This is a genomic window from Bradyrhizobium sp. BR2003, assembly GCF_009720285.1.
Classification (GTDB): domain Bacteria; phylum Pseudomonadota; class Alphaproteobacteria; order Rhizobiales; family Xanthobacteraceae; genus Bradyrhizobium; species Bradyrhizobium elkanii.
Genome location: NZ_SMYJ01000024.1, coordinates 42,046 through 59,816, shown reverse-complemented (window position 1 = coordinate 59,816; position 17,771 = coordinate 42,046). Strand labels below are relative to the sequence as shown.

Genomic DNA, 17,771 nt, shown 5'->3' with positions numbered 1-17,771 from the left:
CCGAGTCGGCCTGATTCGAACGACCTGACGGAGGTGGACTGGGATGCCGATGGACGCCCGTGATATCGAATCGATGATCAAGGCAGCGATCCCCGATGCCGAGGTGACGATCCGCGATCTGGCCGGCGACGGCGACCACTACGCGGCCACTGTTATTTCCGAGTCCTTCCGCGGCAAGTCCCGCGTCCAGCAGCACCAGATCGTCTACCAGTCGCTGAAGGGCCAGATGGGCGGCGTGCTGCACGCGCTGGCCCTGCAGACCGGCGTGCCGGAAGGCTAGGGTCCCGGCGGCCAGCGGGCGGGGGCCTCGAGCGATGGTGGACAATCCACGCGGTGCGATGTTTCGTGTCATCGTGCCGAACCAGCACAGCCGCGTCACCAATGCCGAGCTGTTCTTCGACCTCGTCTTCGTCTTCGCCGTCACGCAGCTGTCGCATACGCTGCTGCACCACTTCACCCCGCTTGGCGCGGTGCAGGTCACGCTGCTGTTCCTCGCGGTGTGGTGGGTGTGGGTGTTCACCACCTGGGTCACCAACTGGCTCAATCCCGAGCTGACGCCGGTCCGCCTGCTGCTGTTCGTCCTGATGCTGGGCGGGCTGTTGCTGTCGACCTCGATTCCGACCGCCTTCGAGGGCCGTGGGCTGTGGTTCGCCGGGACCTATGCGGCGATGCAGATCGGCCGCACCGCGTTCTGGCTGCTGGCGACGCCGCGGCGCCGGACGGCGGTGCGCCACAACGCGATCCGCATCCTGACCTGGCTCTCCTGCTCGGCCGTGCTGTGGATTCTCGGCGGCTTCGCCGAGCACGAGACGCGGATGTGGTTCTGGATCGCGGCGCTGACCATCGAATATATCGCGCCGGCCGCGCGGTTCTGGACCCCGGGGCTCGGCTTTTCCTCGATCGAGGCGTGGTCGGTCGAGGGCGGCCACATGGCCGAGCGCTGCTCCCTGTTCGTCATCATCGCGCTCGGCGAGGCCATCGTGGTCGACGGCGCAACCTTTGCCGAGCTGACCTGGACGCCGGAGAACATGGCGGCGTTCATCTCGGCGCTGGTCGGCAGCATCGCGATGTGGTGGATCTATTTCCACAAGGGCGCCGAGGCCGGCTCGGACATGATCTCCAAGTCCGAGGAATCCGGCCGCGTGGCGCGGATCGCCTATACCTATCTGCACATGCCGATCGTCGGCGGCATCATCCTCACCGCGGTCGCCGACGAACTGGTGCTGAAGCACCCGTCCGGCCATTCCGATCTGAAGACGATCGTCAGCTCGATCGGCGGGCCCATGCTGTTCCTGGTCGGGACCATCCTGTTCAAATATGTGATCCGCAACTTCCTGCAGCTGTCGCACGGCGTCGGCATCGTCGCGCTGGCGATCACGGCCTATTTCGCGCGCGAGATATCGCCGCTGGTACTCTCGATCGTTACCACCGCGATCATGATCGTGGTCGCGGCGTGGGAGTCGATCTCGCTGCGGTCGACGGGGGAGGAATAGCGGCCGCCGTTACTTGCGGCCGGCCTTTGCGACCAGGTGCTGCCAATAGACGAACAGTGGTGCGCCGATCACTTCGAGCGCGGTGAAGCCCACGAAGGGCAGCGGCGGCAAGCCGACCATCACCATCGACAGCAGTCTGCCGATGCCGCCGAGGAAGATGCCGCCCCATACCACCCGAAACAGCACGCCTTCGCTCTCGATGCGCGGCACCAGCCAGAGCAGCGCGAGGCCGGGACCGAGCCAGACCCCGCCGAAGAAGCGCAGATTGCTGTCGAGCACCGGCAGCGCCGGAACGCCCGAGGAGGCGTAGAGCGGATCGCTGACGCCGAGCATGGTGATGATGCCGGTGAGGATCGGGACCAGGGCGAGCAAGGCCGTTGCGATCTGCAGCGCACGCCGGCCCATGCCCCGTCCCCTTGGTTTGAGTGCTAGTCCGCGACCAGCGCGTGCACCGAGAACATCGTGTTGGCGTCGGTCCAGCTCTCGCGCACCGTCCAGCCCCCGCTGCGGGCGAGCGCGGTGAAACGCTCGAGCGAGTACTTGTAGCTGTTCTCGGTGTGAATGCTCTCGCCGGGCCGGAACGCGAAGGTATTGCCGAGGATGCGCACGGTCTGCGCCTTGCGGCTGATCAGGTGCATCTCGATGCGATGGCGGTCGCGGTTGTAGATCGAGCGGTGCGTGAAGCCCGACAGATCGAAATTGCCGCCGAGCTCGCGGTTGATGCGAACCAGCACATTGAGGTTGAACCGCGCGGTGACGCCGGCCGCGTCGTTATAGGCGTCGTACAGCACGCGCTCGTCCTTCTCGAGGTCGACGCCGATGATCATCTGCGCGCCGTGGCCTAGGATATTGCGCGCGCTGCGCAGGAAGGCCAAGGCCTCGCTCGGCTCGAAATTGCCGAGCGTCGAGCCGGGGAAGAAGCCGACCTTCGGCATCGCGGCGACGGCTTCGGGCAGCGTGAACGGCGTGGTGAAATCGGCCGCGACCGGGTAGATGCCGAGACCGGGGAAATCCTTCCGCAACCCGTCGGCCTGGGCTTTGAGGAAATCGCCCGAGATATCGACCGGCACGTAGGCTGCGAATTCGCAATGCTCGAGCAACAGGCGCACCTTGGTGGTCGCGCCGGCGCCGAACTCGACCAGCGCCGCGCCGTCAGGGATGATCGCGGCGATCTCGTCGCCGCGGTCGTGCAGGATGCCAAGCTCGGTGCGCGTCGGATAATATTCCGGCAGCACCGTGATCTGCTCGAACAGCTCGGAGCCGGTGGCGTCGTAGAAATATTTCGGCGACAGCCGCTTCGGGTGACGGGCGAGATCGCCGATCACGTCGCCGGCGAACACTGATGTCGCTTCGTCGAACGGATACGCTTTGGCCAAAGCGGCGGCATGCACATTCATGATACTCTCCCGAACGCGCTTACCGGCGCGCCATTGATGTCGACAGTGCTTGATCAGGCATAGTCGGCGAGGCGTAACCCCGTGAATTGCCAGCGATGGTGCGGATAGAAGAAGTTGCGGTAGGTGACACGGCTGTGACCTGCGGGCGTCGCCAGCGACGAGCCACGCAGCACGAGCTGGTTGACCATGAACTTGCCGTTGTACTCACCAAGCGCGCCTTCGATCGCGCGGTAGCCCGGGTAGGGCGAATAGGAGCTGCGGGTCCATTGCCAGACGATGCCATAGGCGTCGTTGAGCAGGCCGGCGCGCGCGGCGACCTCCCATTCCATCTCGGTCGGCAGGTGCTTGCCGGCCCAGCGGGCGAAGGCGTCGGCCTCGTAATAGCTGACGTGGCAAACCGGCGCTGACGGATCGATCGGCTGCAGGCCGCCCAGCGTCATGATCCTCCATTCGCCGTCGATCTCGCGCCAGTGGCCGGGTGCCTGCCAGCCCTCGTTGCTCACGGTGCCGAAGCCATCCATCAGCCACAGCGTGGCGGTGGAATAGCCGCCGTCCTTCATGAAGGCGAGCCAGTCGGCATTGGTGACGAGGTTCTTCGCGAGCTTGACCGGGCCGATCAGCGCGCGATGCGCGGGCTTCTCGTTGTCGAAATGGAAGCTGTCGTCGGCGTGGCCGACGGTGTGGATGCCTTCGTTGAGCGTCACCCATTCCTCAGGCCCGCGATGCGACGCCGGGAAGCGCCACGTCGGATCGTAGGCCGGCGGGATCGGGTTCTGCGCGAAGGCATGCAGGATGTCGGTGTACATCAGCTCCTGATGCTGCTGCTCGTGATTGAGGCCGACCTCGACCAGCGGCACCAGCGCCTCGAGCTTGTCGGCTCCGGCTATCTGGAAGAATTTCACCACCTCGGCGTCGACATGGCGGCGGTAGGCGGTGACGTCGTCGGCGGTCGGGCGGGTCAGATGGCCGCGCTGGTGACGGGCGTGCCGCGGACCGGCGCTGACGTAATAGGAATTGAACAGATAAGCGTAGTCCGAATGGAATAGCGTATAGCCCTTGACGTGCTCGCCGAGCAGAAACTGCTCGAAGAACCAGGTGGTATGGGCGCGGTGCCATTTGGCGGGGCTCGCATCTGGCATCGATTGGATCAGCTGGTCTTCGGGCGACAGCGGTGCGGCCCGCCGCTCGGTCTCGTCGCGGACGGCGCGATAGGCCTCCACGAGCCGCTGGGCGAGCGGCCCGGATTCGGAGGACAGTGACGGGGAGGCGGCGGGAACGGCGGCCGCGGCAGAGGCTGGTTTCGTCACAGGGGTCTCCGATTCAAGGGAGAGAACGTTGCTTCGGCAAACTGGTTCCCGACGGACAGTTCGTCCTAGATAGGGGCTCCGTTACGGGAAAAAAGCCTCCCCCCGCGATGATATTGGGGCCGTCAGATAATCTCGGCCCCTTTTGGGTGCCCGGCGCATGCCAGATTTCCGCCATTTTGCTTTGGATGCACAATGGTTTGAGCTACATATATAGTCAGTCACGGGTTAGAAGGGCGGGCCGGCCGCGTTAAGGCCTGAGAGCGCCGCCCCCGAAGGAAGCGAAAATGAGCATCGAGCAATTCATCGACAACGAAGTGAAGTCGAACGACGTCGTGCTGTTCATGAAGGGCACGCCGCAATTCCCGCAGTGCGGGTTTTCCGGTCAGGTCGTGCAGATCCTCGACCACATCGGCGTCGGCTACAAAGGCCTCAACGTTCTCGAATCCGCCGAGCTGCGCAACGGCATCAAGGTCTATTCGAACTGGCCGACGATTCCGCAGCTCTATGTGAAGGGCGAGTTCGTCGGCGGTTGCGACATCATCCGCGAGATGTTCCAGGCCGGCGAATTGCAGCAGCTGTTTGCCGATAAGGGCATCCCGGTCGACGTGGCTGCCTGACCTTGACGGCGCGCCAGATCGGCAAGGCGCGGCTCGAAGTCATCGTTACCGACATCACGACCCTGCGCGTTGACGCCATCGTCAACGCGGCTAATTCATCGCTGCTCGGTGGCGGCGGCGTCGACGGCGCGATCCATCGTGCCGCGGGCCCCGAGCTGCTCGCCGAGTGCCGCGCCCTGCACGGCTGTGAGACCGGCGACGCCAAGGTCACGAAAGGCTATCGGCTCCCGGCCAAGTACGTGATCCACGCCGTCGGCCCGATCTGGCACGGCGGCACCCAGAGCGAGGATGCGCTGCTCGCATCCTGCTATCGTCGCGGTATCGAGCTGTGCCACGTCAATCAGCTTGGCTCCATTGCATTTCCCGCCATCTCGACCGGCGTCTATCACTTCCCGCCGGACCGCGCCGCCGGCATCGCGGTCAAGGCCGTCGTCGATGCCCTGGCCGCCGCACCCGGCCTCACGCAGGTGATCTTTTGCTGCTTCTCGCCCCAAAGCGGCCAGCTTCATCAGACGGTCCTGGAGGCATTTGGCAGCCCTTGTGCCCGATGATACCGCCGCTACACTTCCCCGTGATTTCCGGGGAGGGATAGTTCAAATGCATTCATTTCGTTTGACGTGCGCCGCCGCAGCCGCAGCGGTGGTGCTGGCTGCGCCGGCGTTCTCGCACACCGAGGGCACCTACGAGATTCCGGCGGGCGCGCATTTCAATCCCGCCAAGCTCGCCAAGATCAGCGAGTTCTTCAAGAACGAGGTCGCGACCGGAAAGATTCCCGGCGCCATCGTCCTGATCCAGCAGCACGGCAAGCCGGTGTATCACGAGGCCTTCGGCGTGCAGGATGTGGTCAGCAAGGTGCCGATCACGGACAAGACCATCTTCCGGCTGGCTTCGATGTCCAAGTCGATCACCGCCGTGGTGTCGATGCAGCTGTTGGAGGAGGGGAAATACAAGCTCGACGATCCCGTCTCCAAGTACATTCCGTCCTTTGCCAACGTGAAGGTCGGCGTCGAGAAGAAGGCCGAGGACGGCACCAAGACGCTCGAGCTGGTGCCGCCAAAGCGGCCGATCACGATCCTCGACCTGATGACGCATACGTCGGGTATCACTTACGGCTTCTATGGCGACAGCCTGGTCCGCAAGGCCTATAAGGAAGCCAATATCTACGGCGGAGATTTCGACCTCGCCGAATTCGCCGAGCGGATCGCCAAGCTGCCGCTGCACAACCAGCCCGGCGCGCTCTGGCAATACGGCCATTCCACCGACATTCTGGCGCGCGTGATGGAGGTGGCCACCGGCGAGAAGCTCTCGACGATCGAGCACGAAAGGCTGCTCGGCCCGCTCGGCATGAAGGACACCGGCTTCTTCGTCACCGATCCCGAGAAGCAGAAGCTGATGGCCGAGCCGATGCCGAACGACAGCGACTTCCGGGTCGGCCGGGTCAACGATCCGACCAAGGTCAAGAAATGGGAGTCAGCCAGCGGCGGCATGGTCTCGACCATGGCGGATTATTCGCGCTTCGCGCAGATGCTGCTCAACGGCGGCACCTTCGACGGCAAGACCATCCTGAAGCCGGAGACGTTCAAGGAGCTGACGACCGACCGCGTCGGGCCGGGCTCCGGCGTCGAGCGCGACTTTTTCTACTTCCCCGGCGACGGCTTCGGCTTCGGGCTTGGCATCGCGGTGCGCACCGATCCCGGCACGGCGAAGCCGCCGCCGCCCGGCGATCTCGGCGAGCTGAAATGGGACGGCGCCAGCGGCTGCTATTATGTCATCGACCGCAAGCAGGACTTCTTCTTCGTTCTGCTGGAGCAGACGCCGACCGAGCGTCAGCGCATCCAGCGGACGCTGAAGCAGCTCGTTTATGAAGCCATGGAAAACTAGAGCGTTTTCGAGCGAAGTGGATACCGGTTCGCGTGAAGCAACGTGTTGAAAAGAAGGGAATGACGGCATGATCCGATTCAGGCGGATCGGCTCGTGCGCTTGCATGCGTGGGGGCCGCGCGCTCGTCGCGTCACTCGCGCTCGCGTTGGTCGCAACAGTTGCGAAGGCCGGCTCCGCGGGGCCGGCCGCGCACAGCTTCTCGGCGGAGGGCCTCGCCAAGGTTTCCGACTATGTCCGGAACGAGGTCGCGACCGGAAAGATCCCGGGCGCGATCCTGCTGCTGCAGCAGCATGGCAAGCCGGTCTACTACGAGAAGTTCGGGGTTCGCGACGTCGCCACCGAGTTCTCGATGAGCGCCGATACCATCTTCCGCCTCTATTCGATGTCGAAGCCGATCACCACGGTCATCGCGATGATGCTGGTCGAGGAAGGCAAGCTCGCCCTCGGCGATCCGGTGTCGAAATACATCCCGGCCTTTGCCGACATGAAGGTCGGGGTGGAAAAGCGCGGCGATGAGGGCAAGATGGCGATGACGCTGGAGCCGCTGAGGCGCCCCATCACCATCGAAGACCTGATGCGCCACACCGCCGGCCTGCCTTACGGCTATTACGGCGGTGGTATCGTGAACAAGACCTACGCCGATGCCGGCCTGTTCAACAACGATCCCGACAATGCCGAATTCGTGGCGCGGCTCACGTCGCTGCCGCTCGCCGAACAACCCGGCGCGCAATGGGACTACGGCCATTCCACCGATGTGCTCGGCCGCATCATCGAGGTGATCACAGGGAAATCGCTGTTTCAGGTCGAGAAGGAGCGGCTGCTCGGCCCGCTCGGGATGAACGAGACCGCGTTCTATGTCGCCGATCGGGCGAAATGGCCGCTGATCGCCGAGCCGATGCCGAAGGATCGCACCATCAGTCCGGTCGCCGACGTCCGCAACCCGCGCAAGCCGCTGCGATGGGAATCCGGCGGTGGCGGCATGGTCGGCACCATCGGCGACTATGCGCGCTTCTCGCAGATGCTGCTGAATGGCGGCAGCTATGAGGGCAGGCGCTATCTGAAACCGGAGACCATCGCGCTGATGGCGAGGGACCATATTGGTCCGGAGACCGGCGTCGTGCGCGAGCAGAACTACTATCCCGGTCCGAACTCCGGCTTCGGCCTCGGCTTCGCGGTCCGCACTTCGGTGCCGGCGAACACAGGCTGGCCGCTGGGCGAGTATCGCTGGGATGGTGTCGGCGGCACCTTCTTCTTCATCGATCCCGCGGACGATCTGTTCGGAATCTTCATGGTGCAGACGCCGTCGCAGCGCGGCCGGATCCAGCAGGAGCTGAAGACGCTGATCTACCAGGCGATGGGACGGTAGACTTCTAGTTGCGTAGCCCGGATGCAGCGCAACGCAATCCGGGGCGGTGTTCCCCGCGGATCCTCCCGGATTTCGCGGAGCCTGTCATCGAGTGCGCGTTCGCGCGACCCGTTGGCTGCATCCGGGCTTCTGTCACGGGCCTGGGTTAGTCAATCCCTTTTTGCGTCATCCGCTTGCCGGGCACTTGCTTCTGTACGGGATCGGCGCGCGATGGCCGTCGCCTGATGGGGTGCATGAGAGGAGCCGGCCGGCCAATCTACGGAAGCGTGGTTGTGAGCCAACTTCCCGGATGGCGGCCTGACCGGATCCGTCGTCCCGGCAAGGGACTTCGCTCAGGGAAGGCCTGGTGTTGTGGCCCGCCCGGATTCGGCTGATGCTTCTTGCTTAGATGACGGCACCCTTGGCCATCGGATTGAACGGTTTTGCGTCGGTGAGCATGCGATGCAGGATCACGGCAAGCTTGCGCGCCAGGGCCACCTTGGCCTTGCTCATGCCTGCGCGCCTGGCGATCCGCATCGCCCAGCTCTTCAGAGCCGAGCAGCCCTTGAGCGGTTTGGTCAGCATGACATGAGCGGCCTGGTATAGCGCTTCGCGGACCGAAGCATCGCCGATCTTGCTGATGCGACCGCTGTAGTCAGTTTGTCCTGATTGGTACTTCTTCGGGGTCAGCCCAAAATGCGCGCCGGTTGCCTTCGATGAGCGGAACCTGGTCGGATCATCGATCGCCGCGGCATAGGTGAGAGCCACGATCGGGCCGACTGCCGGCGTGGTCATGAGAAGTCGGGCTGGAGGATGCGATCTGGCGAGCTTCTGGGTGTGTTTATCCAGACCATTGAACTCGCGCAGCACCACGGCATGGGCCTCGAGCAGCGCCTTCGCCACCAGTTCAAGCCCGGGATGGCCGGCGACGAGCTCCCTGATGCGGCCGGCGAAGCTGCGCTCGGTGGTCTTGCCTACCTTCAGGCCAAAGCCTCGCAGCACGCCGCGCACGCTGTTCTCGACATCGCGCAGTTTCGACTGCAGCAGCTTGCGCGCCGTCAGGATCGCGCGGGTCTCCTGTGCTTCGATCGACTTGCAGTGCACCGGCCGGAACCAGCCCAGCCGCATCAGCTGGGCGATGCCGCGGGCATCATTGCGGTCCGACTTCACCGGCATCGCCTTGAAGGCGTCGCGGACATGCCGCGTCTCCAACAATTCCACCGCAAGGCCCGCATCACGCAGCGCCCCATAGAGCCATTGCGACAGCGGTCCTGCTTCCAGCCCGATCCGCTCGAGGCTCACGCCCAGCGATCGGAACCAGGCGATCAGGGCCGCCGGCTCGCTGGCAACCTTCGCCTCCCGCAAAATCTTGCCCGCGCCATCAACAACGCAAATCGTAGAGCATTCCAAAGACACGTCGATTCCTGCATAGTGATACATGGTCGTCCCTTAATGATGCTTGGAGCGGGTCTTGCCCGACTCCGTTGACACCATCAGTTTGAGGGACGACCGCTCTCGGCCAAGCCGGTCGCAAGCGCGCTGTCCAATTGCGCCGTAGCGGCGACCGGCTCCATCCGTCGGCCCGTGACCCCATCTACGGATCTACGCCGCGCGCACGATGTCCCTGACGTGCCCGACCGCTTCCTCGATCATCGCCGCGGTGACGTCGAGATGCGTGCAGGCCCTGATCCGGCCGTCCATCATCGCCAGCGTCACGCCGCGCTTGCGCAGCTCGGCGACCATCTTGTCGCCGGATACCCCGGCGCCGTCGGGCTTGAAGAAGACGAGGTTGGTCTCCGGCGCCTGTACCGCGATGCCGTTGATCTGCGACAGGCCGCGCGCCAGCGCCCGCGCATTGGCGTGGTCGTCGGCGAGGCGGTCGACATGGTGATCGAGCGCATGGATGCAGGCCGCGGCGCAGACGCCGGACTGCCGCATCGAGCCGCCGAGCCGCTGCTTCCAGCGCCAGACATCGTCGATGAACGCCCTGGTGCCGGCGATCACGCCGCCGATCGGCGCGCCAAGGCCCTTGGAGAAATCGATCCAGGCGGAATCCCAGCCCGCCGTCATGTCGCGCGGCGAAATGCCGGACGCCACGGTCGCATTGAGCAGCCGCGCACCGTCCATGTGGGTGACAAGGCCGTGGGTCTTGGCGATGCGCACGATCTCGTCGAGCGCCGCCTTCTCCCAGATCGTGCCGCCGCCGATATTGGCGGTCTGCTCGACGCTGACGAGCACCTGCGGCGGCTGGTAGCGGGTGCGCGGATGCAGCGCGGCCTGGAAGGTGTCCGGCGTGAACTGGCCGTCATCGCCCGGCAGCTGCGTGATCTGGAAACCGCCGAGCGCGGCATGGGCGCCGCCCTCGCGCGCGATGATATGCGCGGTCGCATGCGCCAGGATCTCGTCGCCGGGGCGGCAATAGGCCAGCGTCGCCGCGACGTTGCACATCGTGCCCGACGGCATGAACACGGCGGCCTCCTTGCCGAGCAGATCGGCGACGCGGGCGCAGAGCTCGTTGGTGGTCGGATCGTCGCCGACCTGCTCGTCGCCGACCTCCGCCTTCGCCATCGCCTCGCGCATCGCCGGAGTCGGCCTGGTCTGCGTATCGGACAGAAGGTTGATGCGAACGGGCGGGGCCTTGGGATCGGGCCGGGCAGGGGTGTAGTGCATGATCTCTCTCTCGGTCGATATGCCCTGACTGTAGCCAAACAAAAAGGCCCCGGCAAAACCGGGGCCTTTCGGATCTCGCATGCGTGCTGTGCTCAGCGCGAATAGAATTCGACGATCAGATGCGGCTCCATCTGCACCGGGAACGGCACGTCCGAGAGGCCGGGGGTGCGCGCGAACTTCGCGGTCATCTTGGAGTGATCGACCTCGATGAAGTCGGGCACGTCGCGCTCGGGGAGTTGGGCCGCTTCCAGCACCGGGGTGAGCTGCTTGGAGGAGTCCTTGACCTCGATGAGGTCGCCGACCTTCAGCTTGTAGCTGCCGATGTTGACCTTGCGGCCGTTCACCTTGATGTGGCCGTGGTTGATGAACTGGCGCGCGGCGAACATCGTCGAGACGAACTTGGCGCGATACACCACGGTGTCGAGACGGCGCTCCAGGAGGCCGATCAGGTTCTCGCCGGTGTCGCCCTTCAGGCGGCTGGCTTCGACATAGATGCCGTGGAACTGGCGCTCGGAAATGTTGGCGTAGTAGCCCTTGAGCTTCTGCTTGGCGCGCAGCTGCACGCCGAAGTCGGAGAGCTTGCCCTTGCGGCGCTGGCCGTGCTGGCCGGGGCCGTATTCGCGGCGGTTCACGGGGCTCTTCGGGCGGCCCCAGATATTCTGGCCCATGCGGCGATCGATCTTGTACTTCGCCTCACTGCGCTTTGTCATCGCGTCCTCTTTTGCATAGCCGTCGCTATCCAGCGGCCGGCGTTTGTCAGTTTCAGGTTTGAGGAGACGCGCCCTCCTGTGTACCGGCCAAAAGGCCTGTACCGACAGGTCCGCCTCGAAAGCTCGGGGAGGACCACGGGTCGCGAAACGCATCGCGGGCCGAAACCGGCCCGCGAGCAAGGGTGGTCTTAAGGAGAAAGTCCGGTTCTGTCAAACAAAACGCAGGGCATTTTGGGCCGAATCGGCGTCAAAATTGGCCAATTTCGTCCCTCAGAGGCGGCTTCCAGCCGCCCGGACCAGCCGGGCATCGGCTTGCGGCCGGCTCGCGCCCAGTTCCGCGGCGATTTCGCCGCCCAGCACCTGCTCGAGGCGGGTCAAGGTCTGCGCGATCAGGGCGGCGTCGCAGACCAGATGGTCCCAGCGCAGCACCACGTCGACAGTGTGGTCCGGCCTGATCACGCCATAGCTCAACAGGAATGGCCCCGGGCTTAGCGCATGCAACTCGCCGGGGCCATAGGCCGCGACCGAGGTCACGCCAAAACTGCCGCAGAAATTGGCGCGCTGCCGGCCAAAATTCATCCCGATCGCCCACGCCAGGCGGCGCAGCGGCAGCGGCAGGCGCGTCACGCAGAGCATTTTGCGGAACGAGGGGATTTCGTGCAGCGGCGCGGTCTTGGCGCGGCGGATCAGCGCGTCGACCTCGGCGAGCGGCATCTCGTCGGCGGCACAGACGCGCTCGAACAGCACGCAGTCCTCGCCCTTCTCAACGCGCGCAATCGCCACCATGCCGACGCTGCGCGGCAGCTCGTAGAGGCAAGGCCACGGCCATTTGACGTGCAGCGTGCGCAGGGTCGGCTCGCTCCTGGCGACCAGCGCGAATGCCTTGACGAAGATGGCGGCCCAGCCCGGTGCCTGCGCCGCACGTGCGCGGGCCTCGACGATTGCACGGACGTTCAGGGTGCGCTTCAGGGAGACCAGCGGCACGCCAGCCGATGCATGCATCAGATCGGCGACGAGACGGCGCGGCAATGAAATCTGACGAAATTTACCGCGCATCCGTTCGGTTTAGTTCCCTTGCAAACAGGCAAAAATCAAAAGGCCCGGCGAGCTCAAATGGTTGCTCGCCGCACCTGAAGCTCAGATGAACCAACTGGCCGAAGACCAGGGGGTTCTGCTCACGGCGCTGGTATTGCCAACGGCTCGCCGGCCTTGACCACGTAGACGCCGAGCACCTTGAGCGGCTTGTCGCCTGACGTCTTGGCGTCGTGCACTGCACCTTCCGGGATCTGGTAGGAATCGCCCGCCTTCAGCTTCAACGGCGGCTTGCCGTCGATCAGAAGCTCGAGCTCGCCTTCGAGCACATAGCCGGTTTCAGCGCCGGGATGGGTGTGACGCCCCGACGCACCCCCGGCCGGAACCTCGGCGATCGCGGTGACCGTGTTGTAGCCCGGCGGAAAATCGACCTTCTGCAGCGGCGTCCGCTTGATGCCGCTCTGCTGCGCCAAGGCAGCGCCGGCACCGGCAAGGGCAATCACGGTGAGACCAAGCAGTAATCTCCTGAACATGCATTTTCCTCCCAACCCGCAAAACTCTAGCAGCGCGGAATCGCGGCGGAAAGCAGGCGACGTGTGATGTGCACTTGCGACATTGGGATTAGTTCGTTCATCCAACACCGCGGGTTTGCGCCGCATATTCATGAGCTCCTCAGGCGAACGAGTTGTCTCGGCGACCCGGAAGCTGTGAACGAGCGGAGCGCCGCGTGGCCGCGTTTGACGCCTTACCGCTTGATCCCCGCGAACGCAGCCGCAATGCCGCGCTGGAACAGCGACCAGTCGAAGCCCAGCGCGAGCGCGAGGTAGCCGCGCTCGATCATCGCATTGGCCTGTTCGGCGGTGCGCGCCACGCCGCCGATCGGCACGCCGCTTTTCATGATGCCTTGTTCGGCGCGCTGCATCAGCGCGACCACTTCGGGATCGTCGGGCAGACCGCGCTTGTTGATCGAGGTGGCGAGATCGCCGGGGCCAATCACCGCGAGGTCGATGCCCGGCGTCGCCATGATCTCGTCGATGCGGTTCACGGCATCGACATGCTCGATGGTGATCATGCAGATCATGTCGTCGTCGGCGGTCGCCATGTAGTCGTTCATCGAGACGCCCCAGCGGAACGGCGCATGGAACGGCCCCCAGAGCCGGTCGCCTTGCGGCGGATAGCGCACGCTGCGCACCGCCTTCACCGCATCGCTTGCGCTGCAGATCATCGGAAAATTGATGCCGAGCGCGCCGATGTCCATCGGTGCCTTGGCGAGATGCGGCTCGTTGGCGGCGATCCGCACCATCGGCACGCAGGGCGTGCCCGAGGTGGCCACGATCATCGCATGGGCGGTGCCGAGATCGATCGGGCCGTGCTCGAGATCGACGATGATCCAGTCCAGCGACTGCGCCATGATCTGCACGGTCTGGATGCTGGGAATGGTCGCGATCGCGCCGAAGGTCGGGCGCTTGTCGCGCCACGCCTTGCGCAGGCGATTGAGCGGCGTCAGCGGGGCTGCGGTCAAATTCGGTCCTCCCTCGAAGGAGAGCAGAGGCTAGCAGCGCGTTGTGACGGCGAAAAGGATCAGGCCGGGACGCGGCCGCCGAAGAATGGCGTCAGCGCTTCCGTCAGCGCGTGCGGGCGCTTCGAGGTGAAGATCATCTCGGCGCCGGCCTGGTCGCTCTCGTGGCCGGCCGGGCCGAGCAGGTCGGCGACGCGGCGTGCGATCGCCGGCGCCGGATCGATCCAGTCGACCGGCCAGGGCGCGAGCCGGGTCAGCCGCTCCAGCAGCAGCGGGTAATGCGTGCAGGCCAGCACGACGGTGTCGGTGCGGGCGGGGTCGTGGGCGCCATCGCCGACGAAGCAGGGCGCGAGCTCGGCCGCGATGTCCTCGTCGCGCACGCTCTCGCCGCTGAGGGCGGCCTCCGCCAGCGAGGCGAGCTCGCCGGAGCCGACCAGCGTCACCTCGCAGCCCTGCGCAAAGTCCGAGATGAGCTTGCGGGTATATTCGCGCTTCACGGTGCCCCTTGTGCCGAGCACCGACACCCGCTTCGTTTTCGACGAGGCGCAGGCCGGCTTGATCGCCGGCACGGTGCCGACGAAGGGCAAAGGATAGGCGTCGCGCAAATGCGACATGACCAACGTGGATGCCGTGTTGCAGGCGATCACGACGAGGTCGGGCGCGCGGGCCGTGATCAGTTCACCGATCAGTGGCACCACGCGGGCGATGATCTCGTCCTCGCCGTGGTGACCATAGGGGAAGAAAGCGTCGTCGGCGACATAGACGTAATGCGCGTCGGGCCGGGCGCGGACGATCTCGCGCAGCACGGTGAGGCCGCCGAGGCCGGAATCGAACACAAGGATGGTCGGGGGAATGGACACGCGAAAATTCTATCCGAAGCAGGGTTACCATTCAGTTGTCTTTGGCCATCCGGGGGCTTCGGCCGACAAAAGGCGGTGAAGCCGGGAATTTCACATGGCCTTGACCGATAGCTGCAAGTATCACGGCAAACTATTGCTGCGACGTGTGAAATCCAAAAATGCGGCCGCAAGGGGGCAACGCGACATGATCCGCAATACCGCAGCGAGCTGGGGCTCGCTCGCCCGCGCGTTCCACTGGGGGCTCGGCATCGCCATCATCGGCATGCTGGCCTATGGCTGGTGGATGAACCACGTCCCGGCGCGGGCGGACAAGTTCTTCTACCGCTCGATCCACGCCGATATCGCCTACCTGGTGCTGCTGCTCACCGTGCTGCGGCTGGTCTGGCGCGGCCTTAACCCGACGCCTGCGCTGCCGGCCGACATGCCCTCTTGGCAGCGGATTGCCGCCCGGGTCAGCCACGGCGCGCTCTATGCCGTCACCATCCTGGTGGCGATGCTGGGCTGGGCGCATTCCGGCGCCCGCGCCCAGGATTATTCGAGCTTCTTCGGCCTGTTTCACGTTCCCCAGATCACCTCGCCCGACAAGGCGGCGGCGGATGCCTTTGAGCATCGCCACATCTTCTTCGCCTATGTCTTGCTAGCGCTGATCGTGCTGCACCTCGCCGCGGTCGCCTTCCACCACTTCGTCAAGCGCGACCGTGTCGCCGCGCGGATGATCCGCGCCAGTCCGGCCGATCACGCGACTTGAGGCAAAGTCTACCTCTTCCGACGGGGAGAGGTGACTACCACGTCCGTGCTGACCTACCCCGCCGGCATCTGCTTCTCGACCAGGCGCACCCAGTAGGAGGCGCCGTGGCCGAGGATGTTGTCGTTGAACTTGTAGGCGGGGTGGTGGCACATCGGACCGTCGCCCATGCCGAGGAAGACGAACGCGCCGGGGCGCGCCTCCAGCATGAACGCAAAATCCTCGGCGCCCATCACCGGCACCAGATTGTCGTTGACGCGGTCGGCGCCGACCACGTCGCGGGCGACCTCGGCGGCGACGCCGGCCTCGCGCGCGTGGTTCAGCGTCACCGGATACATGCGTCCATAATCCGTCTCGGCCGAGCCGCCATAGGCCTTGGCGATGCTGGAGGCGACCTCGCCGATCCGGCGCTCGACCAGGTCGCGCACACCTGGATCGAGCGTGCGCACGGTGCCGCCCAGCGTCACGGTCTCCGGGATCACGTTGAACGCGGTGCCGGCCTCGAACATGGTGATCGAGATGACCGCCGATTTCAGCGGGTCGACATTGCGCGATACGATCGATTGCAGCGCATTGATGATCTGGGCACCGATCAGCACGCTGTCGACCGCCTCGTGCGGCGCGGCGCCGGCGTGACCGCCCTTGCCGTGGACGACGATCTTCAACGTGTCCGACGAGGCCAGCATCGGTCCCGGCGTGGTCGCGAAGTAACCCTCGGGCAGGCCCGGCATGTTGTGCAGGCCGTAGACCTCCTGAATGCCCCAGCGGGTCATCAGCCCGTCGTCGACCATCGCCTTGCCGCCGGCGCCGCCTTCCTCGGCGGGCTGGAAGATCACGACCGCGGTGCCGTCGAAATTGCGCGTCTCGGTGAGATATTTGGCGGCGCCGAGCAGCATCGCGGTGTGGCCGTCATGGCCGCAGGCGTGCATCTTGCCGGGAATCTTCGAGGCGTAGGCGACGCCCGAAGCCTCCGCGATCGGCAGCGCGTCCATGTCGGCGCGCAGGCCGATGGTTTTTCCTGAAGTGGACTTGCGGCCGCGGATCACGCCGACCACGCCGGTGCGCCCGATCCCCGTCACCACCTCGTCGCAGCCGAACTCGCGCAGCTTCTCGGCGACGATGCCGGCGGTGCGGTGGACTTCGTAGAGCAGTTCGGGATTCTCATGGAAGTCGTGGCGCCAGGCGGCCATTTCATCCGAGAGGGCGGCAACGCGATTGACGATGGGCATGGGAGGGTCCGTTTCTTGTTGTCGGAGGGAAGGTCGGTTCGTAGGGCGGGTCAGCGTAGCGTAACCCGCTGCGTTGGGGGAGTGGAGAAGAAACCGGTCTATGGTGGCGGCCGCGGCGCACGCGTTGCCGCGAAGGAGACCCTCTCCCTTTCCCGCTTGCGGGGGAGGGCTGGGGTGGGGGCTCTCTCGGCGAGTCACATCGTGGAGAGAGCCCCCACCCGGATCGCGATGCGATCCGACCTCCCCCGCAAGCGGGAGAGGTGCAGAGAGCTCGCGGGCTGGCCGACTATTGAGGTCTAAAGGTTTGCCAGCCCGCATTCGACGGCGAGGCGGACCAGCTGGGCGTCGGTCCGCATGCCGGTCTTGGCCTTGATGAGGTAGTGATAGTTCTGCACGGTCTTGGTGCTGAGGTTGAGGTTGGCGGCGATCTGCTCCTTGGTGCTGCCGGCCGCCAGCTGCCGGAGGATTTCGATCTCCCGCTCGCCGAGCTGGTCGAGCGCCGATCGGGTTGGCACCAGGCTCTCCAGCGCCAGCACGCGCGCAACGTCGTCGCTCATCGCATGCTCGCCGCGCGCCACCGAGCGGATCGCCGCGATCAGCTCGGCCGGTTCGCTGCCCTTGGTGACGAAGCCGCTGGCGCCGGCGCCGAATGCCGCCTTCACCTGGGCCGCCTCGCTGTGCATGCTGAAGACGAGGATGCGCGCGTCGGCGTCGCGCGCGCGGATGTTGCGGATCGCCTCCAGTCCGCTGGCACCCGGCATCGAAATGTCCATCACCACCACATCGGGCCGGTGCGACTTGAACGCGCGATAGGCATTGGCGGCGTTGTCGGCTTCGGCGACCACGCGGAAATCGTCCTGATGCTCGAGCACGCGCCGGTAGCCCTGGCGGACGACCGGATGATCGTCCACCAGCAGGATCGAGATGCCCCGAATCTCCGCCGTCGTCGACGTCACGGTTGTCATC

The 17,771-nt window shown here is 65.2% G+C and carries 19 protein-coding genes; 7 read left to right on the top strand and 12 right to left on the bottom strand.

Annotated features, from left to right (window positions below; translation table 11 throughout):
- The first annotated feature begins 43 nt into the window (after positions 1-43).
- Positions 44-280: a BolA family protein gene (locus E2I15_RS16460; RefSeq protein WP_016843470.1), complete on the top strand. Its 237-nt coding sequence runs from the start codon at positions 44-46 to the stop codon at positions 278-280.
- A gap of 34 nt (positions 281-314) precedes the next feature.
- On the top strand, positions 315-1,493 hold the full coding sequence (locus E2I15_RS16455) for a low temperature requirement protein A (RefSeq protein WP_137480028.1): 1,179 nt from the start codon (positions 315-317) through the stop codon (positions 1,491-1,493).
- 9 nt (positions 1,494-1,502) lie between these two features.
- Here E2I15_RS16455 and E2I15_RS16450 read toward each other — a convergent pair whose 3' ends face one another.
- From E2I15_RS16450 to egtB, 3 genes are read right to left on the bottom strand one after another with little or no spacing between them, the layout of a single operon-like run.
- Positions 1,503-1,898 (bottom strand): DUF4345 domain-containing protein, encoded by a 396-nt coding sequence (locus E2I15_RS16450; protein WP_137480027.1) that lies wholly within the window; start codon positions 1,896-1,898, stop codon positions 1,503-1,505.
- 23 nt (positions 1,899-1,921) lie between these two features.
- Positions 1,922-2,890, bottom strand: coding sequence for an L-histidine N(alpha)-methyltransferase (gene egtD, locus E2I15_RS16445; RefSeq protein ID WP_137480026.1), 969 nt, complete (start codon positions 2,888-2,890; stop codon positions 1,922-1,924).
- Positions 2,891-2,943: 53 nt separating this feature from the next.
- On the bottom strand, positions 2,944-4,197 hold the full coding sequence (egtB, locus tag E2I15_RS16440) for an ergothioneine biosynthesis protein EgtB (protein ID WP_137480025.1): 1,254 nt from the start codon (positions 4,195-4,197) through the stop codon (positions 2,944-2,946).
- A 284-nt stretch (positions 4,198-4,481) separates the two neighbouring features.
- On the opposite strand from egtB, the gene grxD reads away from it, so the two are divergent.
- The 4 genes from grxD (at position 4,482) to E2I15_RS16420 (ending at position 8,061) form a co-directional block, all read left to right on the top strand.
- Positions 4,482-4,814 (top strand): Grx4 family monothiol glutaredoxin, encoded by a 333-nt coding sequence (gene grxD / locus E2I15_RS16435; RefSeq protein ID WP_016843475.1) that lies wholly within the window; start codon positions 4,482-4,484, stop codon positions 4,812-4,814.
- Complete coding sequence (locus E2I15_RS16430; protein WP_170991620.1) at positions 4,811-5,365, top strand: O-acetyl-ADP-ribose deacetylase; 555 nt, start codon at positions 4,811-4,813, stop codon at positions 5,363-5,365. Before grxD ends, E2I15_RS16430 begins: the two co-directional genes overlap by 4 nt.
- A gap of 46 nt (positions 5,366-5,411) precedes the next feature.
- Complete coding sequence (locus tag E2I15_RS16425; RefSeq protein WP_155262428.1) at positions 5,412-6,695, top strand: serine hydrolase domain-containing protein; 1,284 nt, start codon at positions 5,412-5,414, stop codon at positions 6,693-6,695.
- A 103-nt stretch (positions 6,696-6,798) separates the two neighbouring features.
- Positions 6,799-8,061 (top strand): serine hydrolase domain-containing protein, encoded by a 1,263-nt coding sequence (locus tag E2I15_RS16420; RefSeq protein ID WP_170991609.1) that lies wholly within the window; start codon positions 6,799-6,801, stop codon positions 8,059-8,061.
- Positions 8,062-8,445: 384 nt separating this feature from the next.
- Here E2I15_RS16420 and E2I15_RS16415 read toward each other — a convergent pair whose 3' ends face one another.
- From E2I15_RS16415 to murI, 7 genes are all read right to left on the bottom strand, one after another.
- Entirely contained in the window at positions 8,446-9,480 is a 1,035-nt protein-coding gene (locus E2I15_RS16415) for an IS110 family RNA-guided transposase (protein WP_155262156.1), read from the bottom strand.
- A gap of 162 nt (positions 9,481-9,642) precedes the next feature.
- Positions 9,643-10,710 (bottom strand): threonine aldolase family protein, encoded by a 1,068-nt coding sequence (locus E2I15_RS16410; protein WP_137483382.1) that lies wholly within the window; start codon positions 10,708-10,710, stop codon positions 9,643-9,645.
- Between the two features lie 92 nt (positions 10,711-10,802).
- On the bottom strand, positions 10,803-11,420 hold the full coding sequence (gene rpsD, locus E2I15_RS16405; RefSeq protein ID WP_137483383.1) for a 30S ribosomal protein S4: 618 nt from the start codon (positions 11,418-11,420) through the stop codon (positions 10,803-10,805).
- A 270-nt stretch (positions 11,421-11,690) separates the two neighbouring features.
- Positions 11,691-12,476 (bottom strand): acyltransferase, encoded by a 786-nt coding sequence (locus tag E2I15_RS16400; RefSeq protein ID WP_137483384.1) that lies wholly within the window; start codon positions 12,474-12,476, stop codon positions 11,691-11,693.
- Between the two features lie 119 nt (positions 12,477-12,595).
- Positions 12,596-12,985, bottom strand: a complete 390-nt coding sequence (locus tag E2I15_RS16395; protein ID WP_170991797.1) for a cupin domain-containing protein — start codon at positions 12,983-12,985, stop codon at positions 12,596-12,598.
- A gap of 212 nt (positions 12,986-13,197) precedes the next feature.
- A complete protein-coding gene (locus E2I15_RS16390) occupies positions 13,198-13,974 on the bottom strand; it encodes an HpcH/HpaI aldolase family protein (RefSeq protein ID WP_137483385.1) in 777 nt (258 codons plus the stop codon).
- Between the two features lie 59 nt (positions 13,975-14,033).
- Positions 14,034-14,831, bottom strand: a complete 798-nt coding sequence (murI, locus tag E2I15_RS16385; RefSeq protein WP_137483386.1) for a glutamate racemase — start codon at positions 14,829-14,831, stop codon at positions 14,034-14,036.
- Between the two features lie 184 nt (positions 14,832-15,015).
- On the opposite strand from murI, the gene E2I15_RS16380 reads away from it, so the two are divergent.
- Positions 15,016-15,579, top strand: a complete 564-nt coding sequence (locus E2I15_RS16380; protein ID WP_137483387.1) for a cytochrome b — start codon at positions 15,016-15,018, stop codon at positions 15,577-15,579.
- A gap of 53 nt (positions 15,580-15,632) precedes the next feature.
- On the opposite strand, the gene E2I15_RS16375 is transcribed toward E2I15_RS16380, so the two are convergent.
- Together E2I15_RS16375 and E2I15_RS16370 are read right to left on the bottom strand one after the other, a co-directional pair.
- Complete coding sequence (locus E2I15_RS16375; RefSeq protein WP_137483388.1) at positions 15,633-16,805, bottom strand: M20 aminoacylase family protein; 1,173 nt, start codon at positions 16,803-16,805, stop codon at positions 15,633-15,635.
- A gap of 296 nt (positions 16,806-17,101) precedes the next feature.
- Positions 17,102-17,770, bottom strand: a complete 669-nt coding sequence (locus E2I15_RS16370) for a response regulator (RefSeq protein ID WP_137483389.1) — start codon at positions 17,768-17,770, stop codon at positions 17,102-17,104.
- Between the last annotated feature and the right edge of the window lies 1 nt (position 17,771).

Bases quoted from the DNA above. Each gene is read 5' to 3' on its own strand.
- E2I15_RS16400 (WP_137483384.1), bottom strand. From the start codon at position 12,476: ATGCGCGGTAAATTTCGTCAGATTTCATTGCCGCGCCGTCTCGTCGCC.
- E2I15_RS16415 (WP_155262156.1), bottom strand. From the start codon at position 9,480: ATGTATCACTATGCAGGAATCGACGTGTCTTTGGAATGCTCTACGATT.
- E2I15_RS16425 (WP_155262428.1), top strand. From the start codon at position 5,412: ATGCATTCATTTCGTTTGACGTGCGCCGCCGCAGCCGCAGCGGTGGTG.
- E2I15_RS16370 (WP_137483389.1), bottom strand. From the start codon at position 17,770: ATGACAACCGTGACGTCGACGACGGCGGAGATTCGGGGCATCTCGATC.
- E2I15_RS16460 (WP_016843470.1), top strand. From the start codon at position 44: ATGCCGATGGACGCCCGTGATATCGAATCGATGATCAAGGCAGCGATC.
- egtD (WP_137480026.1), bottom strand. From the start codon at position 2,890: ATGAATGTGCATGCCGCCGCTTTGGCCAAAGCGTATCCGTTCGACGAA.
- E2I15_RS16395 (WP_170991797.1), bottom strand. From the start codon at position 12,985: ATGTTCAGGAGATTACTGCTTGGTCTCACCGTGATTGCCCTTGCCGGT.
- E2I15_RS16410 (WP_137483382.1), bottom strand. From the start codon at position 10,710: ATGCACTACACCCCTGCCCGGCCCGATCCCAAGGCCCCGCCCGTTCGC.
- E2I15_RS16375 (WP_137483388.1), bottom strand. From the start codon at position 16,805: ATGCCCATCGTCAATCGCGTTGCCGCCCTCTCGGATGAAATGGCCGCC.
- E2I15_RS16455 (WP_137480028.1), top strand. From the start codon at position 315: ATGGTGGACAATCCACGCGGTGCGATGTTTCGTGTCATCGTGCCGAAC.
- rpsD (WP_137483383.1), bottom strand. From the start codon at position 11,420: ATGACAAAGCGCAGTGAGGCGAAGTACAAGATCGATCGCCGCATGGGC.
- grxD (WP_016843475.1), top strand. From the start codon at position 4,482: ATGAGCATCGAGCAATTCATCGACAACGAAGTGAAGTCGAACGACGTC.
- E2I15_RS16380 (WP_137483387.1), top strand. From the start codon at position 15,016: ATGATCCGCAATACCGCAGCGAGCTGGGGCTCGCTCGCCCGCGCGTTC.
- E2I15_RS16420 (WP_170991609.1), top strand. From the start codon at position 6,799: ATGCGTGGGGGCCGCGCGCTCGTCGCGTCACTCGCGCTCGCGTTGGTC.
- E2I15_RS16450 (WP_137480027.1), bottom strand. From the start codon at position 1,898: ATGGGCCGGCGTGCGCTGCAGATCGCAACGGCCTTGCTCGCCCTGGTC.